Source organism: Streptomyces sp. NPDC005438 (assembly GCF_040606315.1).
Taxonomy (GTDB): domain Bacteria; phylum Actinomycetota; class Actinomycetes; order Streptomycetales; family Streptomycetaceae; genus Streptomyces.
In genome coordinates this window covers 38,266-62,984 of the sequence record NZ_JBEXEP010000012.1, presented here as the reverse complement: position 1 = coordinate 62,984, position 24,719 = coordinate 38,266, and the positions used below count along the sequence as shown (strand labels likewise).

The 24,719-nt window shown below is 70.9% G+C and carries 19 protein-coding genes; 9 read left to right on the top strand and 10 right to left on the bottom strand.

The features are described from left to right. The first annotated feature begins 7 nt into the window (after positions 1–7). Together ABZT14_RS22410 and ABZT14_RS22405 are read left to right on the top strand one after the other, a co-directional pair. Positions 8–1,297: an ATP-grasp domain-containing protein gene (locus tag ABZT14_RS22410; protein ID WP_356305553.1), complete on the top strand. Its 1,290-nt coding sequence runs from the start codon at positions 8–10 to the stop codon at positions 1,295–1,297. A gap of 606 nt (positions 1,298–1,903) precedes the next feature. Beyond that, complete coding sequence (locus tag ABZT14_RS22405) at positions 1,904–4,696, top strand: AAA family ATPase (protein ID WP_356305551.1); 2,793 nt, start codon at positions 1,904–1,906, stop codon at positions 4,694–4,696. 122 nt (positions 4,697–4,818) lie between these two features. Here the strand turns inward: ABZT14_RS22405 and ABZT14_RS22400 are convergent, their stop codons facing one another. The 5 genes from ABZT14_RS22400 to ABZT14_RS22380 form a co-directional block, all read right to left on the bottom strand. After that, positions 4,819–6,150 carry an aminotransferase class III-fold pyridoxal phosphate-dependent enzyme gene (locus ABZT14_RS22400; RefSeq protein WP_356305549.1) on the bottom strand — a complete coding sequence of 444 codons (1,332 nt, stop codon included), beginning with the start codon at positions 6,148–6,150 and terminating at the stop codon, positions 4,819–4,821. A 77-nt stretch (positions 6,151–6,227) separates the two neighbouring features. Further along, entirely contained in the window at positions 6,228–7,229 is a 1,002-nt protein-coding gene (locus tag ABZT14_RS22395; RefSeq protein WP_356305547.1) for a 3-oxoacyl-[acyl-carrier-protein] synthase III C-terminal domain-containing protein, read from the bottom strand. Then, positions 7,226–7,879 carry an SRPBCC family protein gene (locus ABZT14_RS22390; RefSeq protein ID WP_356305545.1) on the bottom strand — a complete coding sequence of 218 codons (654 nt, stop codon included), beginning with the start codon at positions 7,877–7,879 and terminating at the stop codon, positions 7,226–7,228. Before ABZT14_RS22390 ends, ABZT14_RS22395 begins: the two co-directional genes overlap by 4 nt. Then, entirely contained in the window at positions 7,851–9,608 is a 1,758-nt protein-coding gene (locus ABZT14_RS22385) for a thiamine pyrophosphate-binding protein (RefSeq protein WP_356305543.1), read from the bottom strand. Before ABZT14_RS22385 ends, ABZT14_RS22390 begins: the two co-directional genes overlap by 29 nt. 490 nt (positions 9,609–10,098) lie before the next feature. Beyond that, positions 10,099–10,509: a DUF6069 family protein gene (locus ABZT14_RS22380; RefSeq protein WP_356305541.1), complete on the bottom strand. Its 411-nt coding sequence runs from the start codon at positions 10,507–10,509 to the stop codon at positions 10,099–10,101. 553 nt (positions 10,510–11,062) lie between these two features. Between ABZT14_RS22380 and mqnE the strand changes: the two genes are divergently transcribed. Genes mqnE through rfbB form a run of 5 tightly spaced genes read left to right on the top strand, consistent with a single transcriptional unit; the run spans position 11,063 to position 15,702 of the window. Next, positions 11,063–12,229: an aminofutalosine synthase MqnE gene (gene mqnE / locus ABZT14_RS22375; protein WP_356305539.1), complete on the top strand. Its 1,167-nt coding sequence runs from the start codon at positions 11,063–11,065 to the stop codon at positions 12,227–12,229. A 52-nt stretch (positions 12,230–12,281) separates the two neighbouring features. After that, positions 12,282–12,575 carry a ferredoxin gene (locus ABZT14_RS22370; RefSeq protein ID WP_356305537.1) on the top strand — a complete coding sequence of 98 codons (294 nt, stop codon included), beginning with the start codon at positions 12,282–12,284 and terminating at the stop codon, positions 12,573–12,575. Beyond that, on the top strand, positions 12,575–13,480 hold the full coding sequence (locus ABZT14_RS22365) for a menaquinone biosynthesis protein (RefSeq protein WP_356305535.1): 906 nt from the start codon (positions 12,575–12,577) through the stop codon (positions 13,478–13,480). Before ABZT14_RS22370 ends, ABZT14_RS22365 begins: the two co-directional genes overlap by 1 nt. A 40-nt stretch (positions 13,481–13,520) precedes the next feature. Continuing rightward, a complete protein-coding gene (mqnC, locus tag ABZT14_RS22360) occupies positions 13,521–14,732 on the top strand; it encodes a cyclic dehypoxanthinyl futalosine synthase (protein WP_356305533.1) in 1,212 nt (403 codons plus the stop codon). A gap of 10 nt (positions 14,733–14,742) precedes the next feature. Next, on the top strand, positions 14,743–15,702 hold the full coding sequence (gene rfbB / locus ABZT14_RS22355; RefSeq protein WP_356305531.1) for a dTDP-glucose 4,6-dehydratase: 960 nt from the start codon (positions 14,743–14,745) through the stop codon (positions 15,700–15,702). A gap of 145 nt (positions 15,703–15,847) precedes the next feature. Here the strand turns inward: rfbB and ABZT14_RS22350 are convergent, their stop codons facing one another. The 5 genes from ABZT14_RS22350 to ABZT14_RS22330 are packed head-to-tail and all read right to left on the bottom strand — an operon-like array spanning position 15,848 to position 21,758. Next, positions 15,848–17,083, bottom strand: a complete 1,236-nt coding sequence (locus ABZT14_RS22350; RefSeq protein WP_356305529.1) for a cytochrome P450 — start codon at positions 17,081–17,083, stop codon at positions 15,848–15,850. After that, entirely contained in the window at positions 17,080–18,324 is a 1,245-nt protein-coding gene (locus ABZT14_RS22345; protein WP_356305527.1) for a macrolide family glycosyltransferase, read from the bottom strand. Before ABZT14_RS22345 ends, ABZT14_RS22350 begins: the two co-directional genes overlap by 4 nt. Next, a complete protein-coding gene (locus ABZT14_RS22340; protein WP_356305525.1) occupies positions 18,321–19,544 on the bottom strand; it encodes a macrolide family glycosyltransferase in 1,224 nt (407 codons plus the stop codon). Before ABZT14_RS22340 ends, ABZT14_RS22345 begins: the two co-directional genes overlap by 4 nt. Next, positions 19,541–20,422 carry a glucose-1-phosphate thymidylyltransferase RfbA gene (rfbA, locus tag ABZT14_RS22335; RefSeq protein ID WP_356305522.1) on the bottom strand — a complete coding sequence of 294 codons (882 nt, stop codon included), beginning with the start codon at positions 20,420–20,422 and terminating at the stop codon, positions 19,541–19,543. The genes ABZT14_RS22340 and rfbA overlap by 4 nt, the downstream gene beginning before the upstream one ends. A 4-nt stretch (positions 20,423–20,426) precedes the next feature. Then, positions 20,427–21,758: a macrolide family glycosyltransferase gene (locus ABZT14_RS22330; RefSeq protein WP_356305520.1), complete on the bottom strand. Its 1,332-nt coding sequence runs from the start codon at positions 21,756–21,758 to the stop codon at positions 20,427–20,429. Positions 21,759–21,912: 154 nt separating this feature from the next. Here ABZT14_RS22330 and ABZT14_RS22325 point away from each other — a divergent pair, with 154 nt between their 5' ends. Both ABZT14_RS22325 and ABZT14_RS22320 read left to right on the top strand, forming a co-directional pair. Beyond that, a complete protein-coding gene (locus tag ABZT14_RS22325) occupies positions 21,913–23,472 on the top strand; it encodes a beta-N-acetylhexosaminidase (protein WP_356305518.1) in 1,560 nt (519 codons plus the stop codon). A gap of 130 nt (positions 23,473–23,602) precedes the next feature. Further along, positions 23,603–24,688 (top strand): AMP-binding protein, encoded by a 1,086-nt coding sequence (locus ABZT14_RS22320; protein WP_356305516.1) that lies wholly within the window; start codon positions 23,603–23,605, stop codon positions 24,686–24,688. Positions 24,689–24,719 lie beyond the last annotated feature (31 nt).

Below are 24,719 nucleotides of genomic sequence, written 5' to 3'. Positions count from 1 at the left end.
CCGCGCCATGACCGCTTCACCCCCCTTGTCCGCACCGCGTCCGGCGAACCACCGGGAGGCGCCGAAGATCCCGGAACCCGCCTCCCGCCCGCGCGGCTCAGGCCAGGTCCCACCACCGGACTTCGCCCGGGAGGTGCCGGCGCTGTTGCTGTGCCTGGACCCCGAACCCCTCGACCACCGGACACTCGGCGCCGTCCGCTCCCTGGGCCGGGCCGGGGTGGAGGTGCACGCCCTGCTGGCCGCTCCCCGGGGGCCGGTCAGCCGCTCCCGCTACCTGGAACGTGTCCACCCCTGGACGCCCGCCACGGTGGACCCCGCTCACGAGGGGCTGCGCCGGACCCTCTGGCGTATCGGTGAGCGACTGGGGCGTCCGGCGGTGCTGATCCCGATGGACCAGGTGAGCGCGCTGTCGGTGGCCGGATTGCGCGAGGCGCTCGGCCGACGGTTCCTCGTCCCGTCGGTGTCCCTGCCCCAGGTGCTGGAGGTGGCGGACTGGGAGCGACTGGCCCTCGGCTGTACGCGACTGGGGGTGCCCCACCCCGAGACCCGGCTGGTGGAGGACGGGCGGCAGGCGGTCGAGGTCGCCGCCACCCTGGGCCCACCGGTGGTGGCGAAGTGGGCCCGCCCCTGGCTGCTGGGCGCCGCGAACGGGCCACGACCCACCACCGTGCTCCACCACCCGGACCAGGCGGGGGAGTTGTACGCGGCCGGCCAGCACCTCGGCAGTCCGTTGCTGCTCCAGCGGTACGTGGCCCCCACCCCGGGTGGGGACCGGTCCTTCCATGGCTACTTCGACGCCCGCAGCCGGCTCCTCTTCGGCGGTACGGGACCGGGAACCCGGACCCGGCCTGGCACCTCCCCGTGCGCCACGGCGGGGGAGTACGGGGACCTGACGGAGACCGCCCGCGCGCTCGCCGCCGCCCTCGGCTACCAGGGAGTGCTGGACCTGGACTTCCGCTGGGACCGGGAGGCCGGAGCGTTCCTGCTGCTGGACGCCCACGCCCGGTCCGGCGCGGGCCACCGGCGGCCGGCCGGAGAAGGGGACATGGACGCGGTCCGCGCCCAGCACCTCGACCTCACCGGCCGCACCGTTCCCCAACCCGGCTCCCCTCGGGAGGGGCGGCCGTCCCGGACCCTCCCTCCGCGCGGGCGCGCGACCGACGGGCCACTCCGGGAGGCGTCGGCCGAAGGGGAACCCCGCTGGTTCGCGGGTGACGATCCCGGCCCCTTCGCCGCGATGGCCGGGTCCCTGCTGCGGCGGGCGCTGACGTCGTACCGGGGTCGGGGCCGGCGCTGACCGCGCCCCTGGAGGTGCCGCCATCTCGTCCACCGTCCACGGGGTCGGTGACGGGTGGGTGACCCCAGGCGTGTACGGTCAACGGCCGTCGGACCAAGGGGAGTTGAGGCTTCCGTTGCTGGAGGGGAGGTGGAGACCGGTGTGGGGGCGCGGCGATGTGGACCCGGTCTCGGTGACACCGCCCCGGCCGCGATGTGACCCGTGGGTTTCGTTATGGTGTCTGGTTGGTGTACGGCTCGTTGCCGGGTATTCGTGAGCGGTCGTCCATAATCGCGATCACCGTCGTCGCATATGGCCTGCCCACCTTGTCCGAAGGGGGTGCGTTATTCCCCGGGGCGGCCCGTCGATACGTTGTCGTCGCCAGCTGTGGTTCTCGGGACATTGGCGCGGCAGCCCCTGGTGGCTGATCCCCAACCCTGGGTCAAGGGTTTACACCCGGCAGGCCTAGGCCTAGAGTTTCCGCACGTGACGAGGCTCGACTACCGTGAGCTGACGAACGTCGGGTCGTTGGGGACCTCGGTTGAGTGATCGTTTTCGGTCACGGCGCCGGGCTCCCCGTTTTCCTGGCATTCGCAATGGAAATGCGGGGGGAGGTAAGTCCCGACGGTGTTGGTGGAACGGGAACACGAAATACGACTCCTCGAAACGGCATTTGAGGAATGCGTACGAGGCCACGGTCGAATCGCTTTGGCGAGTGGCGCGGTGGCCAGTGGGAAAACGGAACTCCTGCGATTCTTCACCGACCGTTGCCAGGCGGGGAAAGGCCTGGTCCTGACCGCCACCGCCGCCCGTTCCGAGACCGACGAACCCCACGGTGTCCTGCGGCAACTGCTGGACTGCCTGCCCTCTGACGAGGGGGCTACCGAGGGGCTGAACCCCGAGCAGGTCGAGCGGGAGAGTGACCGTCAGACCACGGGTGCCCTGCTCGAACTCTCCCAGCGGGTACCGGTGGTGATCGCCGTCGACGACGTGCACCTGGCGGACCGTCCCTCTCTGGCGTGGCTGCTGTCCCTCGCCAACCGCATCCGTTCCGAGCGCGTCATGCTGGTCCTCGCCGAGTCCTCCTACGACTGGGCCGGCTACCCGAACTGCCGTATCGAGTTGATCCGGCAGACACACTTCTGTCGGCTCCGGCTGGCCCCGCTCACCGTCGGGGGAGTGGTCGAGGTGCTGTCACGCCACCTGGGCCCGGAGACGGCCCGGGAGATCGCCGGGGGCGTGCACCAGATCAGCGGCGGCAACCAACTCCTGGTACGGGCGCTGGTGGAGGACTACCTCGACTCCCTCAGCCGGTCCGGCGGCGACTGGCAGGTGGGCGAGAGCTACCGGCAGGCCGTACTGACCTGCCTGCACCGCAGCGGCCCCGAGGTGCTGGAGGCCGCGCGGGCGATGGCCGTACTGGGCGACTCCGGCTCGGTCAGCAGGGTCGCCGAACTCCTGGACTGGGACACCCACGCGGTCACCCGCGCCCTCCAGGGGCTCAACACCGCGACCCTGCTGGTCGACGGACGGTTCCGGCACCCCGAGATCCAGGCGGCGGTCTACCACGACCTGGAACCGTCGGGACTGACCGAACTGCACACCCGGGCCGCCCGGTTGATGAGCAGGGACGGCGAGCCCGGGGCGGCGGCCGACCACCTGCTGTCCGCCAGGACCGTGAGCGCCGACTGGGCGGTGACGGAACTGTTCCGCGCGGCCGAGGAGGCGTTGGCCGGGGACGAGGAGAGGGCGGCCGTCCGCTACCTGGAGTTCGCCCTCTCCCTCAGCACCGACCCGACCGAACAGGCCGCGCTGCGCCTGCGGTTGGCCCGGGCCGAGCAGCGTTACGACCCCGAGGCCGTCAACCGGCACTGGGTCGCGCTGATGGACGCGCACCGCGACGGTCTGCTGGACGCCGCCCAGGTCGGCACCCTGCTGCGGATGGGGATGAGGCAGGGCCGGGTACGGGACGGCATCGAACTCATCGACCACCTGGCCGGTCTCGAACCGCCCCGTGACGAGTACACCGAGACCGTTCTCACCAGCACCGAACACTGGCTGCGCAGCACCTTCCCCCGGTTCCTGCCCCCCGGCACCGAGTTCACGGCCCGTCAGAGCGGGCGGCCGGCCGTCCGGCTGCCCGGGCACCGGAGCCAGGCGGTGGTGCTGCTGAGCACGCTGTTCACCGAGGGGCCGCACGAGCGCGAACAGTACGACACGGTCGCCGAACAGGTGCTCCAGGACACGTTGTTGGGCGAGGACACCCTGGAGGCGGTGGTCTGCGCCCTCCAGGCGCTGACCCTGGACGACCAGCTGCCGGTCGCCGCCCGCTGGTGCGACCACCTGTTGGCCGAGGCGGAGCGGCGCGGGGTCCTCCAGTGGCAGTCGATCCTCGCCGCCGCCCGGGCGGACATCGCCCTGCGGGCCGGGGAGCTGCCCGAGTCCGAACGGTACGCGGCGCGCGCCCTCTCCCTGGGCGGAGGCGACGGCCTGGGGGTGGTCGCGGGGGCACCGCTGAGCCTGCGGCTGCGGGCCGCCACCGCCATGGGCGACCTGGACAGCGCCCGCGCCCACCTGCGTACCCCGGTGCCGGAGGGCACCTACCAGAGCCGTTACGGCCTCCAACTGCTCCAGGCGCGGGGCCACTTCCACCTGGCGACCGAGCAACCCCGGGCCGCCCTGGAGGACTTCCGCTACTGCGGGGAGCTGATGACCGAGTGGGGCATCGACACCCCCTCGTTCATCGACTGGCGCAACGACCTGGCCCAGGCCCACCTGCGGCTGGGCGACCACCAGGCCGCCCGGCACCACGCCGAGGAACAACTGGCGCTGGAGGGCCCGCGAAGGACCAGGGCGTACGGCGTCGCGCTGCGGGTGCTGGCCGGCACGCGGGACGAGGCGGACCGGCTGCCGATGCTCCAGGAGGCGGTGGAGGTCCTCCAGGCCCGTGGAGCGCGGTTGCCCCTGGCCAGCGCCCTGGAGGACCTCAGCCAGGCCCACCAGAACGCCGGTGACACCGGCCGGGCGCGGGTGATCTCGTACCGGGCCGCACGGCTGGCCCGGGAGTGCGGCGTCCAACAGCGGCCCTCGCCGCAGGCGGTGCGAGCCGAGGTGCCGGTGGTGTTGCTGGCCTCGCACTCCGGCCGGTGGACCCCGACGCCCCCGGCGCCCACCCGGGACCAGCCGGTCGAGGCGCTCACCCTGTCCGAGCGCCGGGTGGCCGCGCTGGCCTCGATGGGCTACACCAACCGGGAGATCTCCGCCAAGCTGCTGATCACGGTCAGCACGGTGGAGCAGCATCTGACCAAGGTGTTCCGCAAGTTGAAGGTCAAGAACCGGACCGACCTGGCGGTCGAGTGGGTGCCCGAGTCCCCGGACACCTCCCGGGTGGACTGCTCCTCCACTCCCCAGGCGCACTGACCACCGGCCGGCCAGAGGACGGGCCGCTTCCAGTGCCTTGACGGGTGCGACCCCTGGACGGACCCGGCCTCCGGGGTGCCCGAGCGGGCGCCCCGGAGGCCGGTCACGATCCGTACGGAGGGTCAGGACGCCGAGGGGGCGTGGGCCAACACCGCCTCCCGTATCGCCTCGACGATCCGGTCCACCTGCTCGGCGGTGACGACCAGTGGCGGGGAGACGGCCAGGACCGGGCCCTCGCAGCGCAGCACCACCCCCGCCGCCCGGCAGGCGTTCTGCACCTGCATCCCCAGCTCGAACGAGGTGAACTCCACGGCCGCCAACAGCCCCTGGCCACGCACCTCGCGTACTCCGTCCAGGCTGCCCACCCGGTCGGCGAGGGCCCGGCACATCCGGTCACCGACGGTGGCGGCGTGCTCGATCAGCCCGTCCTCCTCGATGACCTTCAGCACGGTCAACCCGACGGCGGTGCCGATGCCGTGGCCACTGGTGGTGTGCCCGTGGCGGAGCCCGCCCAGCATCGGGTCGCCGGAGAAGGTACGGCCGATCTCCTCGGTCACCGTCACGGCGGCCAGCGGGGCGTAGCCACTGGTCAGCCCCTTGGCCATGGTGACGACATCGGGGGTGATCCCCTCGCGCTGGTGGGCGAACCAGGCTCCGGTGCGGCCCAGTCCGGTGGTGACCTCGTCGACCACCAGCAGCACCCCGTGCCGGTCGCATATCTCACGTATACGGGCCAGGTAGCCGGACGGCAGCGGACGTATGCCGCCCACCCCGAGCACCGGTTCCACGAAGAAGGCGGCCACGGTGTCAGCGCCCTGCTCCTGGATGGCCTCCTCCAGGGCCTCCGCACCCGGAACCTCGCCGTCCTGGGCGGCGGCGGGGTCGCGCGGGGGGAAGGGGGAGGGGATCTGGACGAAGCCCTCCGGCCGGGGGCCGCAGCCGGTCCAGGCCAGGGGGTTGGCCATCATCGCGGTCGCCCCGGTGGTGGTGCCGTGGTAGCAGTCGGCCAGCGAGATGATGGTGGTGCGCTCGGGGTTGCCGCGCAGCGCGTGGTACATGCGGACGATCCGCAGGGCGGCCTCGGTGGCCTCCGAGCCGGAGTTGCAGAACAGGGTCCGGGTCAGGGGCTCGCCGAGCAACTCGGCCAGGCGGGCGCCGAGTCGTACGGCCGGCTCGTTGGACGCGCCCAGCAGGGCGTAGGTCATCAGCTTGCCGGCCTGCTCCTGGATGGCGTCCAGCACCCGCTTGTTGCCGTATCCCAGGGTGGCGTTGAACTGGCCGCTGCGGCCGTCGAGGTAGGTGCGGCCGTAGGAGTCGGTGATCTCGCATCCCTGTCCGGCGACGACCACCAACTGCTCGGAGACCCCGGAGGGGGTCCACGGGTGCAGCAGGTGGCGTCGGTCCAGTTCGGCGAGTTCGTCGCCCTGGGAGGGCGTGGTCGTGGTGTCGCTCATGGGGAGGCCTCCGGGGTACGGGGACACGGGCGAAGGGTGGGGTGGGACGTGTGGGCGGTGTGGCGGACGGCGTCAGGTCACCAGCGCACGGCGGTGGCCGCGGCGAAGTCGCCGGCGTGCGCGAACCCGGAGAGCACTACCAGGTCACCCTTGCGCAGCCGGTTCTCGTCCCGGGCCCTGGTGAGGGTGACCGGGATGCCGGCACCGAAGAGATTGCCGTACTCGTCGAAGGTGTCGGGGTGACGCTCGGGCTTGACGCCCAGTGACTCGTGCCAGTTGCGCAGGAACATCCGGTTCGGCTGGTTGGTGACCAGCAGGTCGATGTCGGCGGGGGAGGTGTCCAGGCGCTGGCACAGCTCCCGGGTCACCTGGGGGACCAGCCGGTTGCCGCGGTCGACGATCCTCTCCACCCCCTCGTCGGTGAAGTTCATGTCGATCTCGTCCTCGCCGGCCTCCCAGTACTTCCGGGTGCTGCCCCGGACGTCCATGTCCTCGGCGTACTCGACGCTGTGGTGGGTGACCACGTCCAGTACGGGGGACTCGTCGCCGACGCGGAGGAAGCCGACGCCGCAGCCGTCGCCGGGTATCGCCGCGTGCTTGCGGTGCCGTATCTGAGGCCGGGCGAAGAGTTTTCCGGCCATGTTCTGCCCGCTGCACAGCAGCGCGCTGCGGGCGGCGCCGCTGGCGATGACCTGCCGGGCGATCTTCATCATGTAGACGAAGGAGGCGCAGCCGCTGTTGTGGACGTCGATGATCCACTCCGGCACCGGCCGCAGTCCCAGGCGGGCCACGATCTCCGCGCCCGCGCCGGTGAACATCCGGTCCGGCATCGAGACGTTGGTGAGGACCATGTCCACCCGGGTGTCCTCGCCGCGTTCGCGCATCCGCTCCAGCATGGGGCGGGCGGCCTCCGCGGCCATGCTGACCATGGTCTCCTCCGCGGAGACGTGCCGGCGGAAGGCGGGTGCCCGGAACATCTGGTTCTCGTCGGGCGGGGCGTCGGGGTCGGTGTAGAAGTCCGCCCCGACCGCCTGCTCGGGCAGATAACTGCCGACCTCCACCAGACTCACCGGGTTCATGAGGTGACCTCCGGGTCGGGGGCGACGGAGGTGGGGAGTCCGGCGGCGTGCCGGTGCTCCAGGATGCGGCGCAGGTTGTCCAGTTCGGCCAGGTGACCCGCGTAGAACAGCGGCCACAGGTCGCCGACCCAGATGCGGTCGGGACTGGGGGCCAGCTCGGGGTAGGGGTTCTTGTCGTAGTACTTGTGGTGGCAGTTGACCCACAGCACGACCGAGCCGGGCTTGCCCAGCACCTCCTGGGCGGGCAGTACGCGGAAGAAGTACCGCATCCACAGTTCCTCGCCCTGGTCCCAGGCGCAGTGGTAGTCGAGGGTCATCGTCTCCCGGTTGGGCAGCAGCCGCATGTAGATGCGGGTGTCGGGAGCGAGCAGGTCCCAGCCGACGTACAAGCCGGGGGTGTCGGTGGGCTCGAAGGACCGGGTGCTGACCGTGTACTCGTCCAGGTTGTTGATGTTGCACAGGTAGTCGAAGACGTCCTCGGGGGGACAGTCGACGTACATCTGGATCGGACAGTAGTCGCCGTACACCTCCTGGTGGGAGTACTGCTCCTTGGTCATCTCCTGGCACTGGGCCAGCAGTTGGTCCGGCGGGGTGGTCTCGCAGCGGATGAGACCGGGGATGTCAGCCAACTGGGCTGGTGTTGTCGCCACGTGATGCTCCTGTACGGGTGGGTGTGGTGTCGTCGATCAGCGCCAGGAAGGGCGTGAACGGCGGCATGTCGTCGGGATCGCAGCGGACCGCGATGAGCACCGGTCCGGGGGTCGGGTTGGTCTCCAGCAGGGTGTCACGCAGGTGTTCGGGAGTGGTGGCCTCCACGGTGGTCAGCGAGGGGAACAGCGCCCCGGCCCCGGCCGCGATGTCCGCGGGCTTGAAGGTGTTGTAGGAGTAGGTGCCGTCGTAGAGCAGCTGCTCCCGGGTGACGCACATGGCGTGGGCGTTGTTGTCGAAGATCACGAAGGTGACCGGCAACCCGTACTCCACGGCGGTGTGCAGTTCCATCCCGTGGGCGTAGAAGCCGCCGTCGCCGCTGAGCACGTAGGTGCGCCGGCTGGTGGCGAAGGCCGCGCCGTTGCCGGCGCCGAAGCTGTGCCCCATGCCGCCCATGCCCATCGCCACGATGAACGAGCCCCGCCGGGGGGTGGCCAGGTAGTGGATGGCGACGGCACTCGCGTTGCCCGCGTCCGAGACCACCGTGGCGTCCTCCGGCACGGCCTCCTCTATCGCCCGTATCGCCTCCACCAGAGGCACTCCCGACAGAGGGGTACGGGGCTCGGGCAGGGACAGGTGCCGGGGACCGTGACCGGGCGCCTCCTCCCACGCCCGCCGGCCGTGGCGTCGCGTCAGGCTCTCGTTGAGCGCCTGGAGTTCGGCGCGCAGGTCACCGGCCACGTGGATCGGCCCCGGCCGGCCCTCGGCAGCCTCGGGCCAGGGCGGCTCGGCGTCCAGGGCGACCAGCCGGGTGCCCGCCAGGGCGTCGTCCAGCCCGGTCCGGGCCATCACCGACAGCCGGGTTCCGACCAGGACGCACACCTCGGCCTTGTGCAGCATGTCCGAGGCCGAGGGGTGACCTATCGCGCCGGTGACCCCCAGGAAGCGGGGGTCGTGGTTGTCGAAGACCCCCTTGCCCTCCGGGGTGACCGCCACGGCGGCGTCCAACAGCACGGCCAGTCGCGCCAGTTCGTCCTTGGCCTCCTGGTGGCTCACCCCGTCACCGGCGATCACCATGATCTCGGCACGCCGGCCGACCGCGTCGGCCAGCAGTTCGGCGGCGGCGTCCCGTTGGGCGGCGGGCGCCACCCGGGGGGCGGTCAGCAGTTCGTCGAGAGGGCGCAGCCCGGGTACGCGGGTCTGCTGGACGTCCTTGGGCAGCAGCAGTACGGAGGGGCCGCCCCGGGGGCCGCGCGCCGCCTCGATGGCCTCAGCCAACTGCTGGTCCACCTTCGTCGGGTCGTCGACCCGCGCGCAGTACCGGCTGATGGGACCGAAGAGTCGCACCGCGTCCGGGGCACCGGCGCGGCCACTGGAGTCCTGGAAGGCGCCCCGCCCCTCCAGCCCTCGGGGAGGCTGGCCGACCAGCGCCAGCATCGGCACCCGTGCCTGGAACGCCTCGCCGACCCCCGGCACCAGGTTCATCGCCCCGGCCCCGGAGGTGCACATCACCACTCCCAGGCCGCCGGTGGTGCGTTGGCTGCCCTCCGCCATGCAGGCGGCGGCGAACTCGTGCTTGGCGACGACCGCCCGGACCTCCTCGGGGCTGTGGTGCGCGGCGTCGTACAGATCCTCGATGTTCGCGCCGCCGACCCCGAAGAGGTGCCTGGTCCCGATGGACACAAGCGAACTCACGAGGTAGTCGGCGACACGTGGACCGCCGCTGTGCATGAAGCCTCCCGTGGTACCGGTGCGCCCCGGCTCCGCGACTGTGGTCGCCGCCAGGCGCGGGGGGCACCTTGGAGCGGGTCGGTCAACCCCGGAGCGTAGGGAGCCGGGGGCGGGCGCGGCCATGGTGGCCGGTGGACGGTAGTGGTTGTTCTAGTGAGCCCTTGACAGGCTAGTAACAACCGGCTCTCAACGGAACCGAGTTGCCCCGGGGGCGAACAGCGAGGCCGTGACCTGCTTTTCTCTCCGGTTCGCCGACCGGACGGGCGAACGCCCCCAAGTCCGGCGGGACTTGGGGGCGCGCGGCCGGTTCATCCGTTCACTCGGTGCACTCTCGTCACGGTGGACCTCGGAAATCCCGTACGACGCGGGACCGCCGTATCAGCCGAAAACGGTAGGAGAAACAACCCTCGCCCCCCGAAGGGGCGACCTGTGACGCCATGTCGGGATTCGTCGACCGCTGTTGACGAACACCGTCCGGGGGTGGTGGCCCTCAGCGTTTCCGGGCGGTACGGGCGAGGCCGGGGATGAGCACCAGGGCCGCCACCGCGTGCAGCAACACCAGGGTCACCTTGGCGCCGGTGGTGACCCCGCCGAGCGGACCGCCCAACAGCGACAGCACGAACACCACCACGGTGCTGATCGTGAACACGGTGCGCGGGTTGGAGGCCTTGCGCTCCAGCAGCTCCAGAAGTCCCCAACCCAGCAGGCCGGATACCACGGTGGCGAGGATGACCGAGACCACGTTGACCTCGGTCTCGGAGCCGCCGGTCTTGGCGGTGACGTCCACGTCGAACAGGACGCTCGCGATGATCCAGGTCAGTACGGTCGCCACCGTGGCGGCGGCCACGGTGCCGATCCGGGTGGTGCGGGTGCTCGAACTCGCCGGTGTCGTGCCGGTCATGACATCAGCCTCCTGCGCGGGGGTCGGAGAGGAAGGACCCGCGTCGCCGGAGCGTGCCGTGGGGACCATGGCGGGGCACCGCGCCCGCTCGCGCTGCGCCGAAGCCTCGCCTCGAACCGCTCCGCCGTACGCAGGACACCGGGCGGTTGGTCCCGGTGCCCTGTCCACCATGGTCCTCTCGGCACGTCCCGGACCAGACGGGTCCGTTCGGGGTGATCGACGGTAACCGGCGGGGGCCCGTGTGGGGATGGCGCGCACCCGCCCGGGGCGGGCCTGTAGGGATTCCCTTAGCGGGGTTTCGTCCAGGCTGGAGCCGCACCTGCTTGGGGTGTTGTATCCGCTCGGCCGCTGGTGCGGTGACCGCGAACCCTTCGTTCCCGGACTGTCCTGATTCCTCCCCCGTACCGCTCGAACACGCGGGGGCGCCGGGGGCGTCCGGGCCCGGGCGGGGTGCGCGGACCGGTCCGACGGTCACGGATACCAGGCGGTCGACCCGCGCGGTGCCGAACCGGACTGTAGTCATGTCGAAGACATACCTGAGGAGATGGCACGGGTGGACGCAGGGATCAAGCGCGAGCTGGAACAGAAGGTGGCTGCCGGTGAACGGCTCAGCCGCGAGGACGGTATCGCCCTGTACGAGTGCGACGACCTGGCCTGGCTCGGAGGTCTGGCCCACGAGGTGCGCACCCGCAAGAACGGCGACGTGGTGCACTTCAACGTCAACCGCCACCTCAACATGACCAACGTGTGCACCGCCTCCTGCGCGTACTGCTCCTTCCAGCGCAAGCCGGGGGAGAAGGACGCGTACACCATGCGCATCGAGGAGGCCGTCAAGCTGGCCCGGGCCATGGAGAACGAGCAGCTGACCGAGCTGCACGTGGTCAACGGCCTGCACCCGACGCTTCCCTGGCGCTACTACCCCCGCTCCATCCGGGCGCTGAAGGACGCGCTGCCGGACACCGTCGCGGTCAAGGCGTTCACCGCCACCGAGATCCACTGGTTCGAGAAGATCTCCGGCCTCAGCGCCTCGGAGATCCTGGACGAACTGATCGACGCCGGGCTGGAGTCGCTGACCGGCGGCGGCGCCGAGATCTTCGACTGGGACGTCCGCCAGCACATCGTGGACCACGACACCCACTGGGAGGACTGGTCCCGCATCCACCGGCTGGCGCATGCCAAGGGCATCAAGACCCCCTGCACCATGCTGTACGGGCACATCGAGGAGCCGCGCCACCGGGTGGACCACGTGCTGCGGCTGCGTGAACTCCAGGACGAGACCGGCGGGTTCCAGGTCTTCATCCCCCTGCGCTACCAGCACGACTTCCACGACTCGATGGACGGCAAGGTCCGCAACCGGCTGATGGCCATGACCAAGATGGCCACCCCCGCCGAGGCGCTGAAGACCTTCGCGGTCTCCCGGCTGCTGTTCGACAACGTGCCGCACGTCAAGGTCTTCTGGGTCATGCACGGCCTGGGCACCGCCGAACTCGCCCTGTCCCACGGCGCCGACGACATCGACGGCTCCGTCGTGGAGTACAAGATCACCCACGACGCCGACGACTACGGCACCCCGGACAAGATGTCCCGCGAGAACCTGCTCGACCTCATCCGGGACGCCGGCTTCCGGCCGGTGGAGCGCAACACCCGCTACGAGGTGATCGGCGAGTTCGACGGCCCCGACCCGTCGCGGCGGGAGTCCCCGCAGCCCATGAGGGTGTGAGCCCGGTGGACGTACGGCGACCCGCAGACGACCACAGCGAGGGTAGGTAGGGATGAGTGAGCAGGACACCAAGCTAGAGGTCTGGATCGACCAGGACCTGTGCACGGGGGACGGCATCTGCTGTCAGTACGCCCCGGACATCTTCGAACTCGACATCGACGGCCTGGCCTACGTCAAGGACGAGGAGGGCGAACTCCTCCAGAAGGAGGGGGACTCGGTGCTCATACCCACCATCGCGGTCCGCGACGTCCGGGACTCGGCCAAGGACTGCCCCGGCGACTGCATCCACGTGCGGCGGGTCAGCGACGGCGTCGAGGTCTACGGCCCCGACGCAGAAGAGGACTGATGCCACTCCTCGCCGGCCAGTCGCCGGCCGACCAGGGAGAGCCGGGGACGGCACGCCGTCCCCGGGTCGGGCACATCGACTTCCTGAACTGCCTGCCGCTGTTCTGGGGGCTGGCCCGCACCGGTCACCTCTTCGACTTCGACCTGCGCAGGGAGTCGCCCGAGCGGTTGAGCGACGCCCTGGTCGCCGGTGAGCTGGACATCGGCCCGATCAGCGTCATGGAGTACCTGCGTAACGCCGAGGACCTGGTGGTCCTCCCGGACATCGCGGTCGGCGCCGACGGGTCGGTGATGTCCTGCCTGCTGTTGAGCCAGCTGCCCCTGGAGGAGCTGGACGGCAAACCACTGGCCTGCACCACCACCAGCCGTACCTCGGTACGGCTGGCCGAACTGCTGCTGTCCGACTCGATCGGGGTGCGCCCGGAGTACTTCAGCTGCCCGCCGGACCTGCCGACCATGATGGCCGGCGCCCCGGCGGCCGTGGTCATCGGGGACGCCGCCCTGCGGGCCTCGCTGCTGGACGCCGGCACCTTCGGCTACGAGATCCACGACCTGGGGCAGATGTGGCGGGAGTGGACCGGCCTTCCGTTCGTCTTCGCCGTGTTCGCGGCCCGGCGTTCCTTCCTGGAGGCCAAGCCCGAGCTGGTGCACGAGGTCCACGAGGGGTTCCTGGCCTCCCGGAAGCTGTTCCTCGACGAGATCGACGAGGTGTGCGCCAAGGCGGCGCGCTGGGAGGCCTTCGACGCCCAGACGCTCAAGGGCTACTACCTCTCCGCCCTCGACTTCAGTCTCGGTGAGCGTCAGCTCGCCGGTATCCGGGAGTTCGCCAGCCGCGTCGGCGGCGTGGAGGCGGGCTTCTCCCCGGACGTACGGATTCACCTGCTGGAGACCGGACACGCGGCGTAGCGACGCCGGTCACACACCCGAGAGAGAAAGGTGGCCCGAAGTGGCCAACCCGACCAGTCGTCTCACCGCTGTACTGGACCGTGCCGCCGAGGGTGGCCGCATCACGCCCGAAGAGGCGGTCGACCTGTACCGCTCGGCACCGCTGCACGCGCTCGGCCGGGCCGCCGACGCCGTGCGCCGTCGCCGGTACGCCGGTCAGGAGCACCTGGCGACGTACATCATCGAGCGGAACATCAACTACACCAACTCCTGTGTCACCGCCTGCAAGTTCTGCGCCTTCTACGCCCCGCCCAAGAGCGAGGACGTGTGGGTGCGGGACCTGGACGACATCCTGCGCCGCTGCGCGGAGACCGTCGAACTGGGCGGCACCCAGATCATGTTCCAGGGCGGACACCACCCCGACTTCGGCGTGGAGTACTACGAGGAACACTTCGCCGCCATCAAGAAGGCCCACCCCGAACTGGTCATCCACTCCCTGGGCGCCTCCGAGGTCGAGCACATGGCCCGGATCTCCGGCGTCACCCCCGAGGAGGCCATCCGCCGCATCCGCGACGCCGGACTGGACTCCTTCGCCGGCGCCGGCGCCGAACTCCTCCCCGCCCGCCCCCGCAAGGCCATCGCCCCCCTCAAGGAGTCCGGCGAACGCTGGCTGGAGATCATGGAGATCGCCCACGGCCTGGGCGTGGAGTCCACCACCACCATGCTGATGGGCACCGGCGAGACCAACGCCGAACGCATCGAACACCTGCGGATGATCCGCGACGTACAGGACCGCACCGGCGGCTTCCGCGCCTTCATCCCGTACACCTACCAGCCGGAGAACAACAAGCTGCGCGGCCAGACCCAGGCGACCTCCCTGGAGTACCTGCGGATGATCGCCATCGCCCGGCTGTTCCTCGACAACGTCGCCCACATCCAGGGCTCCTGGCTGACCACCGGCAAGGAGATGGGTCAGATGACCCTGCACTACGGGGCGGACGACCTCGGCTCGGTGATGCTGGAGGAGAACGTGGTCTCCTCCGCCGGCGCCAAGCACCGCTCCAACCTGCCCGAGCTGGTCGAACTGATCCGGGGCGCCGACCGGGTGCCGGCCCAGCGGGCCACCACCTACGAGATCCTGCGCGTCCACGACGACCAGGCCGACGACCCGGCCGACGACCGGGTGGTCTCCCACCTGTCCTCCACGGCGGACACCGGAGAGGGCGCCGGCCACCGGCGTTCCCTCAAGGTCCTGCCGACCGCCGCGGGCTGAGGGGGCGGACATGAGGGTCTTCGTCACCGGAGGCGCGGGCTTCATCGGTTCCGAGTACGTCCGCGCGATGCTGGCGGGCGCGTACCCGGGGTACGAGGACGCCGAGGTCACGGTCTTCGACCTGCTGACCTACGCCGGCAACACCGCGAACCTGCCGATGGACCACGAGCGGCTCACCTTCGTCCAGGGCGACATCCGTGACGGTGCCGCCCTGGAGCGGGCGCTGCCCGGACACGAGGTGGTGGTGCACTTCGCCGCCGAGTCCCATGTGGACCGTTCGGTGGCGGGGGCCGAACCCTTCGTGTCCACCAACGTGCTGGGCACCCAGCAGTTGCTGGACCACAGCCTGCGCGCCGGGGTGGGCACCGTGCTGTGCGTCTCCACTGACGAGGTGTACGGCTCGATCGAGTCCGGTTCCTGGGACGAGAACGAGCCGCTGCTGCCCAACTCGCCCTACTCGGCGTCGAAGGCCGGCAGCGACCTGATGGCGCGGGCGTTCTGGCGCACCCACAAGCTGGACGTGCGGATCACCCGCTGCTCCAACAACTACGGGCCGTACCAGAACATCGAGAAGCTGATCCCGCTGTTCATCACCAACCTGCTGGCGGGCAAGCCGGTGGGGCTCTACGGCGACGGCGGGAACGTGCGGGAGTGGCTGCACGTGTCCGACCACTGCGCCGCCCTGCAACGGGTGCTCACCGACGGGGAACCCGGCGAGGTCTACAACATCGGCAGTGGGGTGGAGGTGACCAACCGCTCCATCGCCGAGCGGCTGGTGCAGCTCTGCGACGCGGACCCGGGGCTGATCCGGTACGTCGAGGACCGCAAGGGCCACGACCTGCGCTACTCCCTGGACTTCGGCAAGATCACCAAGCTGGGCTTCACCCCGGCGATCGACTTCGAACAGGGGCTGGCGGACACCGTGCGCTGGTACCGGGACCACCCGTCCTGGTGGTCGAGCGACTCCTGACCTCCCGCCCACGGGTGTCCGGCCCGGGGCCGGTTACGCGGAACACCGTTCCCGTACCGGCCCCGGGCCGTGTCAGTGGCCGTACGAACCACTCGGACGGCCACCCGCCGAGGGCGCCGGCCGGGACCGCGCGGGGGAGGGCCGCTCAGGCCTGTCCGTCCCAGGTCACCGGCAGCCGGTGTACCCCGTAGTGCAGCATGTCGGTGCGCAGCGGCACCTCGGAGGCCGGGACCGCCAGCCGCAGTCCGGGCAGCCGGGCGAAGAGGGCCGGATAGGCGACGCGCATGATGCTGCGGGCCAGGTGCTGGCCCACGCACTGGTGCTCGCCGTGTCCGAAGGCCAGGTGACCCTGGGTGGAGCGGGCCAGGTCCAGCCGGTCGGGGTCCTCGAACTGCTCGGGGTCCCGGTTGGCGGCCGGCAGGGACACCACCACGGTGTCCCCGGCCCTGATCCGTACCCCGCCCAGCTCCACGTCCTCCAACGCGGCACGGCTGGCGCCCAGATGGGAGATCGTCAGATAGCGGAGCAGTTCCTCGACCGCGTTGTCGACCAGTTCCGGTTCGGCGCGCAGCCGTTCGCGCTGCTCGGGGTGCTCCAGCAGGGCGAAGGTGCCCAGCGCCAGCATGTTGGTGGTGGTGTCGAAGCCCCCGCCGAGCAACGCCCAGGCGATGTTGACCAGTTCCTCGTCGGTGACCTTGTCGCCCTGGGCGAGGTCACTGAGCAGGTCGTCGCCCGGTTCGCTGTGCTTGACCGCCACCAGCTTCTGCAGGGCCTCACCGATGACGGTGCAGGCCTCGATGAGTTCCTCGACCGTGTACGTCATCCGGCCCAGCAGGGCCAGGTGTTCGCTCAGTGGCTCCCGCACCGAGTCCGGTACGCCCAGCATCTGGCACATCACCCGTACCGGCAGTGGTTCGGCGAAGGCGCTCACCAGGTCGACCGGACGCGCGGAGGGCGGGGTGCGGGCGATCTCGTCGAGGTACTCCTCGGTGACCCGGGTGATCATGGGCGTCAGCTGGGCCACCCCGCGCATGGTGAAACGGCGGGTGATCAGGCGCCGGTAGCGGGAGTGGTCGGGCTGGTCCATCTTGATGAAGGCGCCGGGGGAGGCGGGTGGCGGCTGGTACTCCTCCATCGGGAACGGAGGCTTGATCGGCAGCCCGATCAGCTCGTTGCGGTGGCTGAAGCGCCGGTCGCTCAGCACCGCCCGGGCCTCGGCCAGACCGGTGACCAGCCAGCCGGTCCCGTGCCCCGGACCCACGGTCAACCTCAGTGGGGCCACCGGCTGTTCGGCGCGCAGGGTGTCGTACGCGGCGGGCGGGTCGAAGGGGCAGCCCCGCTCCAGGGGGAGGGGCAGCGGTTCCTGCTCGGCGTCGGTCATGAGTGCTCCAGAGGCGGGGCGGAGGTGAGACGGGCCTCGATCACGTCGGCCGCCCTGGGGGCGCCACCGGCCTCCCGGGTGTGCCGTCGCATCCGCCCCACCCGGGCGCGCAACGCCTCGTCCTCGGCGACCCGGTCGACGGCCGCGCGCAGGGCCTGGACCGTGGCGTCCTCGGGGCGGATGACCTCGGCCAGCCCCAGCTGCGCGAGCCGTTTCCCGTTGATCTTCTGCTCGGGGTGGTGCGGGACCACCACCAGGGGCACCCCGGCGTACAGCGACTCCATCAGGCTGCCCATGCCGGCCTGGCACAGGAACACCGAGGCGTGGTCGAGTACGGCGCCCAACGGCACCCACGGGTGCGCCTCGACGTTGGAGGGCAGTGGGCCCACCTCCTCGGGGGTGACCCGGCCGCCGAGGGCCATCACCACGTGCCAGGGGCTGTCGGCGAAGGCCCGGGCGCAGTCCTGGAAGAACTCGGGGCGGCCGTGCACCGTGGTGCCCAGGGACACCAGCAGCACCGGCCGGCCGTCGCCCGGGGGTTTCCAGGTGTCCTCCTCGCGGCGGGCGCCTGCGGTGGGGCCGACGAACACGTGGCGCTCGTCGAAGGTCTCCCCGGCGAACTGGAACTCCTTGGGCAGGAAGGCGAGGGTGAACTCCTCGTGCCCGTAGAAGAGTTCGGCCTGCCGCTCCTCGGACAGCCCGCTGCCGGTCACCACCTCGCGCAGCTCGTGGGCGAACTCCACCAGCGCCGGGTGCTTCGGGTCGATCTGGCCGGCGAACTCCTGGTTCTGCTCGGAGAGGTTGAAGTGTTCGTTGGAGATGAAGGTGGGGGAGACCTGGACGCTCGGGCGGCCCCAACGGGCGGCCAGCAGCCGGCCGGTGAGCCACAGAGTGGTGTCGTAGACCACCGCGTCCGGGGGGCCGTCGGCGAACGCCGCCTCGATGCTGCCCATCACGGCGGTGCTGGACCGCAGCAGTTTCAGCGGCGCGCGGGCGCACTCGTCCGCGTCGATGTGCTCCGGCGGCGACTCGGACGACAACGGCGGGTCGTACGGGTGCACCTCGGCGCCGGTGGCCCGCATCCGCTCCTGGAACTCCTCGGTGGCGAACGCGGTCACCCGGTGCCCCCGGGCGACCAGTTCGGCCACCACGGGCAGCACCGGCATGGTGTGGCCGTACGCCGGATAGGGCAGGAAGGCCAGGTGCCGGGGGCCCCCACGGCCGGTCACGCCCTCGGTCATACCGCGTCCCACTGCGCCTCGATGGTGTCGGCGGCCAACCGGGGACCCTTGCGCCCGGCGATGCCGTCGGCCAGCTGACGTACCCGCTGCCGGGCGGCCTGGTCCTCGTGCAGGGCGAGCACCGCCTCCCGCAGCCGGGGCGCGGTCAGTTCGGCCGGCTTCAGGGAGCGGCCCATGCCCAGCTCCACCAACCGGTCGGCCACCAGGTCCTGTTCGCCGGTACGGGGCACCACCACCGGGGGGATGCCGTAGTACAGCGACTCCATGGTGCTGCCCATCCCGGCGTGGGAGACGAAGGCCGAGGCGTGCTCCAGAACCGCCAGCTGCGGCACCCAGGAGTAGGCCTCCACGTGGGACGGCAGCGGCCCCAGGTCCTCGGGGGTGACCAGCCCGCCGAGGGACATCACCACCTGCCAGGGCAGGTCGCCCAGGGCGGCCAGGGCGTGCCGGTAGAAGTCCACCTGGTTCTCGTAGCCGAAGCTGCCCAGGGCGACCAGCACCACCGGCCGGCCGTCCTCGGGCGGGGTCCACTCGCCCTGGTGCGCCCGGTCCCCGACGCAGGGGCCGACGAACACGTGACGGTCGTCGAAGGTCTCCGCGCCGGGCTGGAACTCCGGCGGTACGAAGACGATGGTCTGCCGCTCGGCCCCGCCGGCGGCGAACTCCTCGTTGGTCCAGTCGGTCAGCCCGTGCGCGTCCAGCGTGGCGCGGGTCAGCTCCTGGTGCTTGGCCAGCGCGGGGTGGTCCGCGTCCGGCGGGGTCATGGTGGCGGCCAGCTCGGCGTAGGGGTTGACCTTGTCGCCCACCACGAAGGTGGTCGCGGTCAGCATCGCGGGCAGGTCCCACTTGCGGGCCAGAAGCCGGCCGGTGGCGAAGCCGAAGGAGTCGTAGACCATCAGGTCCGGCCGGTCGCCGTCGAGCCGGCGCTCGGCCGCCTCCAGTGGCGCGAAACCCTCCTGGAGGTGGGCCACCGAGGCCTCGGCCATGTCGTTGCCGGTGATGTGGTTCGGGATGGCCACGGTGTTCCAGGACTTGGGTACCACCGAGTCGTAGGCGATCACCTCGGCCCCGGTGGAGGCGACCACGTCGGCGAAGTGCGAGGCGACGGTGTACGTCACCCGGTGGCCGCGGTTGACCAGTTCGGTCACCACCGGAAGCGTGGGGTTGACGTGGCCGTGGGCCGCGTAGTTGAAGAAGGCGATGTGCCGCCCACCCGTCATCGGGTCTCCCTTTCCTTACGTGCTGTCTCCATGACGTACTCCCCGTAGCCCGACTTGGGAAGGGCGGCGCCGCGCCGGTAGCAGGCGTCGGCGTCGATGAAGCCGCGCCGTAGCGCGATCTCCTCGATGCAGGCGATCCGTACGCCCTGCCGGCGCTCCAGCACCTGCACGTACTGTCCGGCGTCCAGCAGGGAGTCGTGGGTGCCGGTGTCCAGCCAGGCGAAGCCCCGCCCGAGGTCGACGACCCTGGCCTTGCCCCTCGCCTGGTAGGAGCGGATCACGTCGGTGATCTCCAGCTCCCCACGGGCGGAGGGCACCAGGTTCTTGGCGATGTCCAGCACCTTGTTGTCGAACAGGTACAGCCCGGTGATCGCCCGGTTGGTACGGGGGTGCTGGGGCTTCTCCTCGATGGACAGCAGCCGGCCGTCCTCGTCCACCTCGCCCACCCCGTACCGCTCCGGGTCCGAGACGTGGTAGCCGAACAGCACGCAGCCGTCCAGCCCGCGCTGGCTCTCCTGAAGGAAGCCCGGCAGGCCCGGACCGTAGAAGATGTTGTCGCCGAGGATCAGCGCCATCGAGTCGTCGCCGACCCAGTCCGAGGCGATGAGGAAGGCCTCGGGGAGCCCGTTGGGCTGGTCCTGTACCGCGTACTCCAGCCGCAGTCCCAGTTCGGAGCCGTCGCCCAACAGGCGCTGGAACAGCGGCTGGTCCTCCCGGGTGGAGATGATCATGATGTCCCGAATGTCCGCCAGCATCAGCACGGACAGCGGGTAGTAGATCATGGGCTTGTCGTAGACGGGGAGCAGCTGCTTGGAGACTGCCAGGGTCACCGGGTGCAGACGCGTTCCGGCGCCTCCGGCGAGGATGATGCCCTTCATCGCGTCACTTCCGTTGCTCGGCGGTGCGGTCGGGGGTCGTCGGTCGGTCAGCCGGTGAGTCGGGGGCGGCCGGGTCGGTCGGGGTGGCGGGGGCCATCAGGGACTCCACGAAGTCCGCTCCCCGCTGGGCGCCCCCGGCCTTCTCGATGTGGCCGCGCATCTCCGCCACCGCGGTACGCGTCCGGTCGCCGTAGGCCACCTCCTCGATGGCGGCGGGCAGCGCCCCGGGGCCGGTGGTCTCCCGGTACAGCACCCGGCCCAGCCCCAACTCGGCCGCCCGCGTGGCGATCACCCGCTGGTCCACGTGGTACGGGACCAGCACCACCGGCACCCCGAAGGTCAGCGACTCCATCAGGCTGCCCATGCCGGCGTGGGTCACGAAGGCCACCGCGTGCCGCAGCACGTCGGGGTAGCGCAGCCACTGGTGCGCCTCGACGTTGGGCGGCAGCGGTCCCAGTTCCTCCACCGCCACCCGGTGGCCGAGGGTGACCACCACGCGCCAGGGCGATCCGGCCAACTCCTCGACGCAGGACCGCAGGAAGGCGCCCTGCCCGGGGGTGTAGGAGCTGCCCAGGGACAGCAGCACCACGTCCCGGCCGTCGTCCGGCGGGCGCCAGCTGACCTCCTGATCGTCCGTCACCGGAGCGGGGCCCTCCAGGCAGGGGCCCACGAAGGCGAACCGGTCGTCGTCGAAGGTCTCCGGCGCGATCTGGAACGCCTTGGGCAGGAACACCAGGTTGTCCCCGTGCTCCCCGCCGAACCCGTCCAGGGGCACGTCCCGCAGCCCGAGGCGGTCCAACAGCTGCTGCCGGCGTTCCAGGAAGTCGGTGATCGCGGGGTGGTGGGGGTCGATCGGGTCGGCCGGGGGAGAGGCCTCCCGGCCCTGCCGCTCGGACATCGAGAACTCGGGGCTGGAGGCGATGGTGGGGCACAGTTGGAGCACCGGCACGTCCCAGCCGCGCGCCAGCATCCGCGCCGCCTCCGAGGCCGCCAGGTCGTGGGCGATCAGGTCCGGGCGGTCGTGCTCCAGGTGGGCCACCGCCGCCGACAGGGGAGCCAGGGCCTCCTCGAAGAAGTCGAGCATGTTCTCCAGCACCGAGCCGGTCGGACCGTCGGCCCAGGGGAACGACGACTCGTAGACGACCGCCTCCACCCCGGCGGCCCGGACCTTCTCGGCGAAGCGCTCCACCACGAAGCAGGTCACCCGGTGTCCCCGGCGGACCAGTTCGGTCAGGGTCGGCAGCGCGGGGGCGATGTGCGCGTACGCGGGGAAGGTGAAGACGGCGACATGGCCGCTTCGTCCAGGTGCGAGCTGGGGCGCCGGTATTCCATCCACGCGGCGAGTATGGGCTTTTGGGCTGCCGCGCTCGCCGGGTGCGGGGCAAGACTAGGGCTCTCGCTAGACCGCACCCGAGAAGCTGATCGCACAGCCACACACCCGAGGGCGTGGCGTCCCGGAAGACAGCCTCGCGAAGGAGAGCCGTTCTCAGATGACTGTGACGACCCAAGGCACGAGCGGTCCGTCCGGCGACGCCGTGCCGTCGACGCACGTGGTGCCGGCGCCGGTGAGCGTACGGCCCGACCCGTCGGCGGACTACCTGCTCGTACCGGAGGACTCCGTGTGGGCCACCGCCGGCTCCCAGGAGGCCCGCGACGCCGCCGAGTTCCTCGCCCAGCTGCTGCGGGTGCCGACCGGGTACCGGCTGCCGGTGGAGGAGGCGCCCGCCGGGGACCGCCCACGAGGCGGTGTCGCCCTGCTGCTGGAGTCCGGGGGATCCGAGGGAGGGGCCACCCCCGGCGCGTACACCCTGGACGTCACACCCCAGGGCGTGACCGTGGTCGCGGCCGACCGGGAGGGCCTGTTCAACGGGGTCGCCACCCTGCGCCAGCTGCTGCCGCTGCGGGTGGACAGCCGCGAACCCGTCGAGGGGCCGTGGCCGGTGGCCGGCGGACGGGTGGAGGACCGGCCCCGGTACCCGTACCGGGGCGCCCACCTGGACGTGGCGCGCAACTTCATGCCGGTGGAGAACGTGAAGCGCTTCATCGACACCATCGCCCGCTACAAGATCAACCACTTCCACCTGCACCTGACCAACGACCAGGGCTGGCGTATCGAGATCACCTCACGCCCCGACCTGACCGCCATCGGCGGGGCCACCGGCGTCGGCGGGGTCAGCCAGGGCCACTACACCCAGGACGAGTACCGCGACCTGGTGCGGTTCGCCTGGGAACGCGGCATCACCCTGGTCCCCGAGATCGAGGGCCCCAACCACGGACACGCGGCCATCGCCTCGTACCCGGAACTCAACGAGGACGGCACCGCGCCCCCGCCCCACCTCGGCTACGGCCCCAGCCAGCAGGGCCTGGCGATCCATCACGAACCCACCTACGCCTTCCTCGACGAGGTCATCGGCGAGATCGCCGCCCTCACCCCGGGCCCCTACCTGCACATCGGCGGGGACGAGACCCCGCACCGCCCGTCCGAGGACCTGGCCCACTACTTCAGCCGGGTCCAGGAGATCGTCCAACGGCACGGCAAGCAGCTCATCGGCTGGCAGGAGTCGGCCGCCTACCTCACCCCCTCCAGCAACATCACCCAGTTCTGGGTGCCCGGCATCAACGACGAGGAGGTCCTCAGCGCCGCCAAGGACGGGGCCCGGGTCATCGTGTCCCCGGCCGAACGCGCCTACCTCGACATGCGGTACGCCTCCGACAAGCCGGAGTACCCCATCGGCACCGTGTGGGCCGGCACCACCGACCTGCGGCGCGCCTACGACTGGCAGCCCGAGGCCGTGCTGGAGGGTCTGCCGCCCTCCTCGGTGCTCGGGGTGGAGTCGGCGCTGTGGACCGAGACCATCTACGGTATCGACCAGGCCGAACACCTCGCCTTCCCCCGCCTGTTGGCGGTGGCCGAGGTCGCCTGGTCGGCCCCCGAGGCCAAGGACTGGGACTCCTTCACCACCCGGCTCGCCTCCCAGGGGCCACGGCTGCGGCAGGCCGGGGTGAACTACTACCGGGTCCCCGAGGTCCGCTGGCCCTTCGGCAGCTGACGCCCGCCCGCTCCGCGTAACCCGCACCGCTCCCGCCCGTCACCTGACGCGGGCGGGAGCGGGCCGTCGGGGGCACGGGGCGGCACACCCTAGGGAGACCCCCACTGGGTTGGCGCCGATACTCCAGAGCATGTCGGTCAAGGTGAGCAGGGAAACACTTCAGGAGCTGACCACGGGTTGGCTCGCACAGGACCTGGACGCATGGACACGCCATGTGCTCCGACGGCACTTCGACCCGGAGCAGGGTTCGGACTACTGGCTCAAGAAGCGTTCCGAACTCGACTTCGACCCGCTGGAGATCACCCGCTACGAGGAGCTGTCGGCCTTCGACAACTTCGACCTCGCGGAGCTGCGGGACCTCGACCCGGCCGACTTCGTACCCCACAGCGTGCCCCGACCACTGGCCGGCCGCGTCTGGGAGTCCGGCGGCACCACCGGCAAGCCGTGCCGGGTCTTCTACACCGAGGCGATGGCGCAGCACTGGGCGGCCTGGCGCCACCTGGGCCGCCACATGGCCGGGTTCACCGAGGGCGGGGTGTGGATCGACGCCTGTCCCAGCGGCCCCCACCTGGTCGGTGAGGAGGCCGACCACCTCGCCGACATGTACGGCTCGATGGTGTACTCCATCGACCTGGACCCGCGCTGGATCAAGACCCTCATCCGGGGCGGGCGCCTAGCCGAGATGCAGGAGTACGTGGACCACGTCGTCGAGCAGATCGTCGACATCCTCGACACCCGCCAGGTCGACTACCTGCGCACCACCCCGGCCACCGTGCAGGCCCTGATCAACCAGCGGCCCGAGCTGATGTCCAAGCTCAGGGGCGTCTACCTCGGCGGCACCCAGTTCACCCCCGACGCCTACCGGAAGTTCGCCGAGGCGATGCCCGACGGCGTGATCGGCATGACCTACGGCAACACCTTCGGCAACGCCAACGGGATGCCCTCGCCCGACGGCGGTCGCACCCTGCCCTACGTACCGAACTTCCCGCACACCACCATGACCATCGTGGACCGCGACGACGAGAGCCGGGTCGTGGACTACGGCGAGGTCGGACGGGTGCGGCTGATGGTGCTGCACGAGGACCTCTTCCTGCCCAACGTGCTCGAACGCGACCAGGCCATCCGCTTCGACACCGGCGACGACTGGCCCTGCGACGGGGTCGCCAACGTCCAACCGCTCCAGGTGTCCACGGACAAGCCCGAGGGCCTCTACTGACCCTGAGGTGGCGGCTTCACCCGGTGTCGGG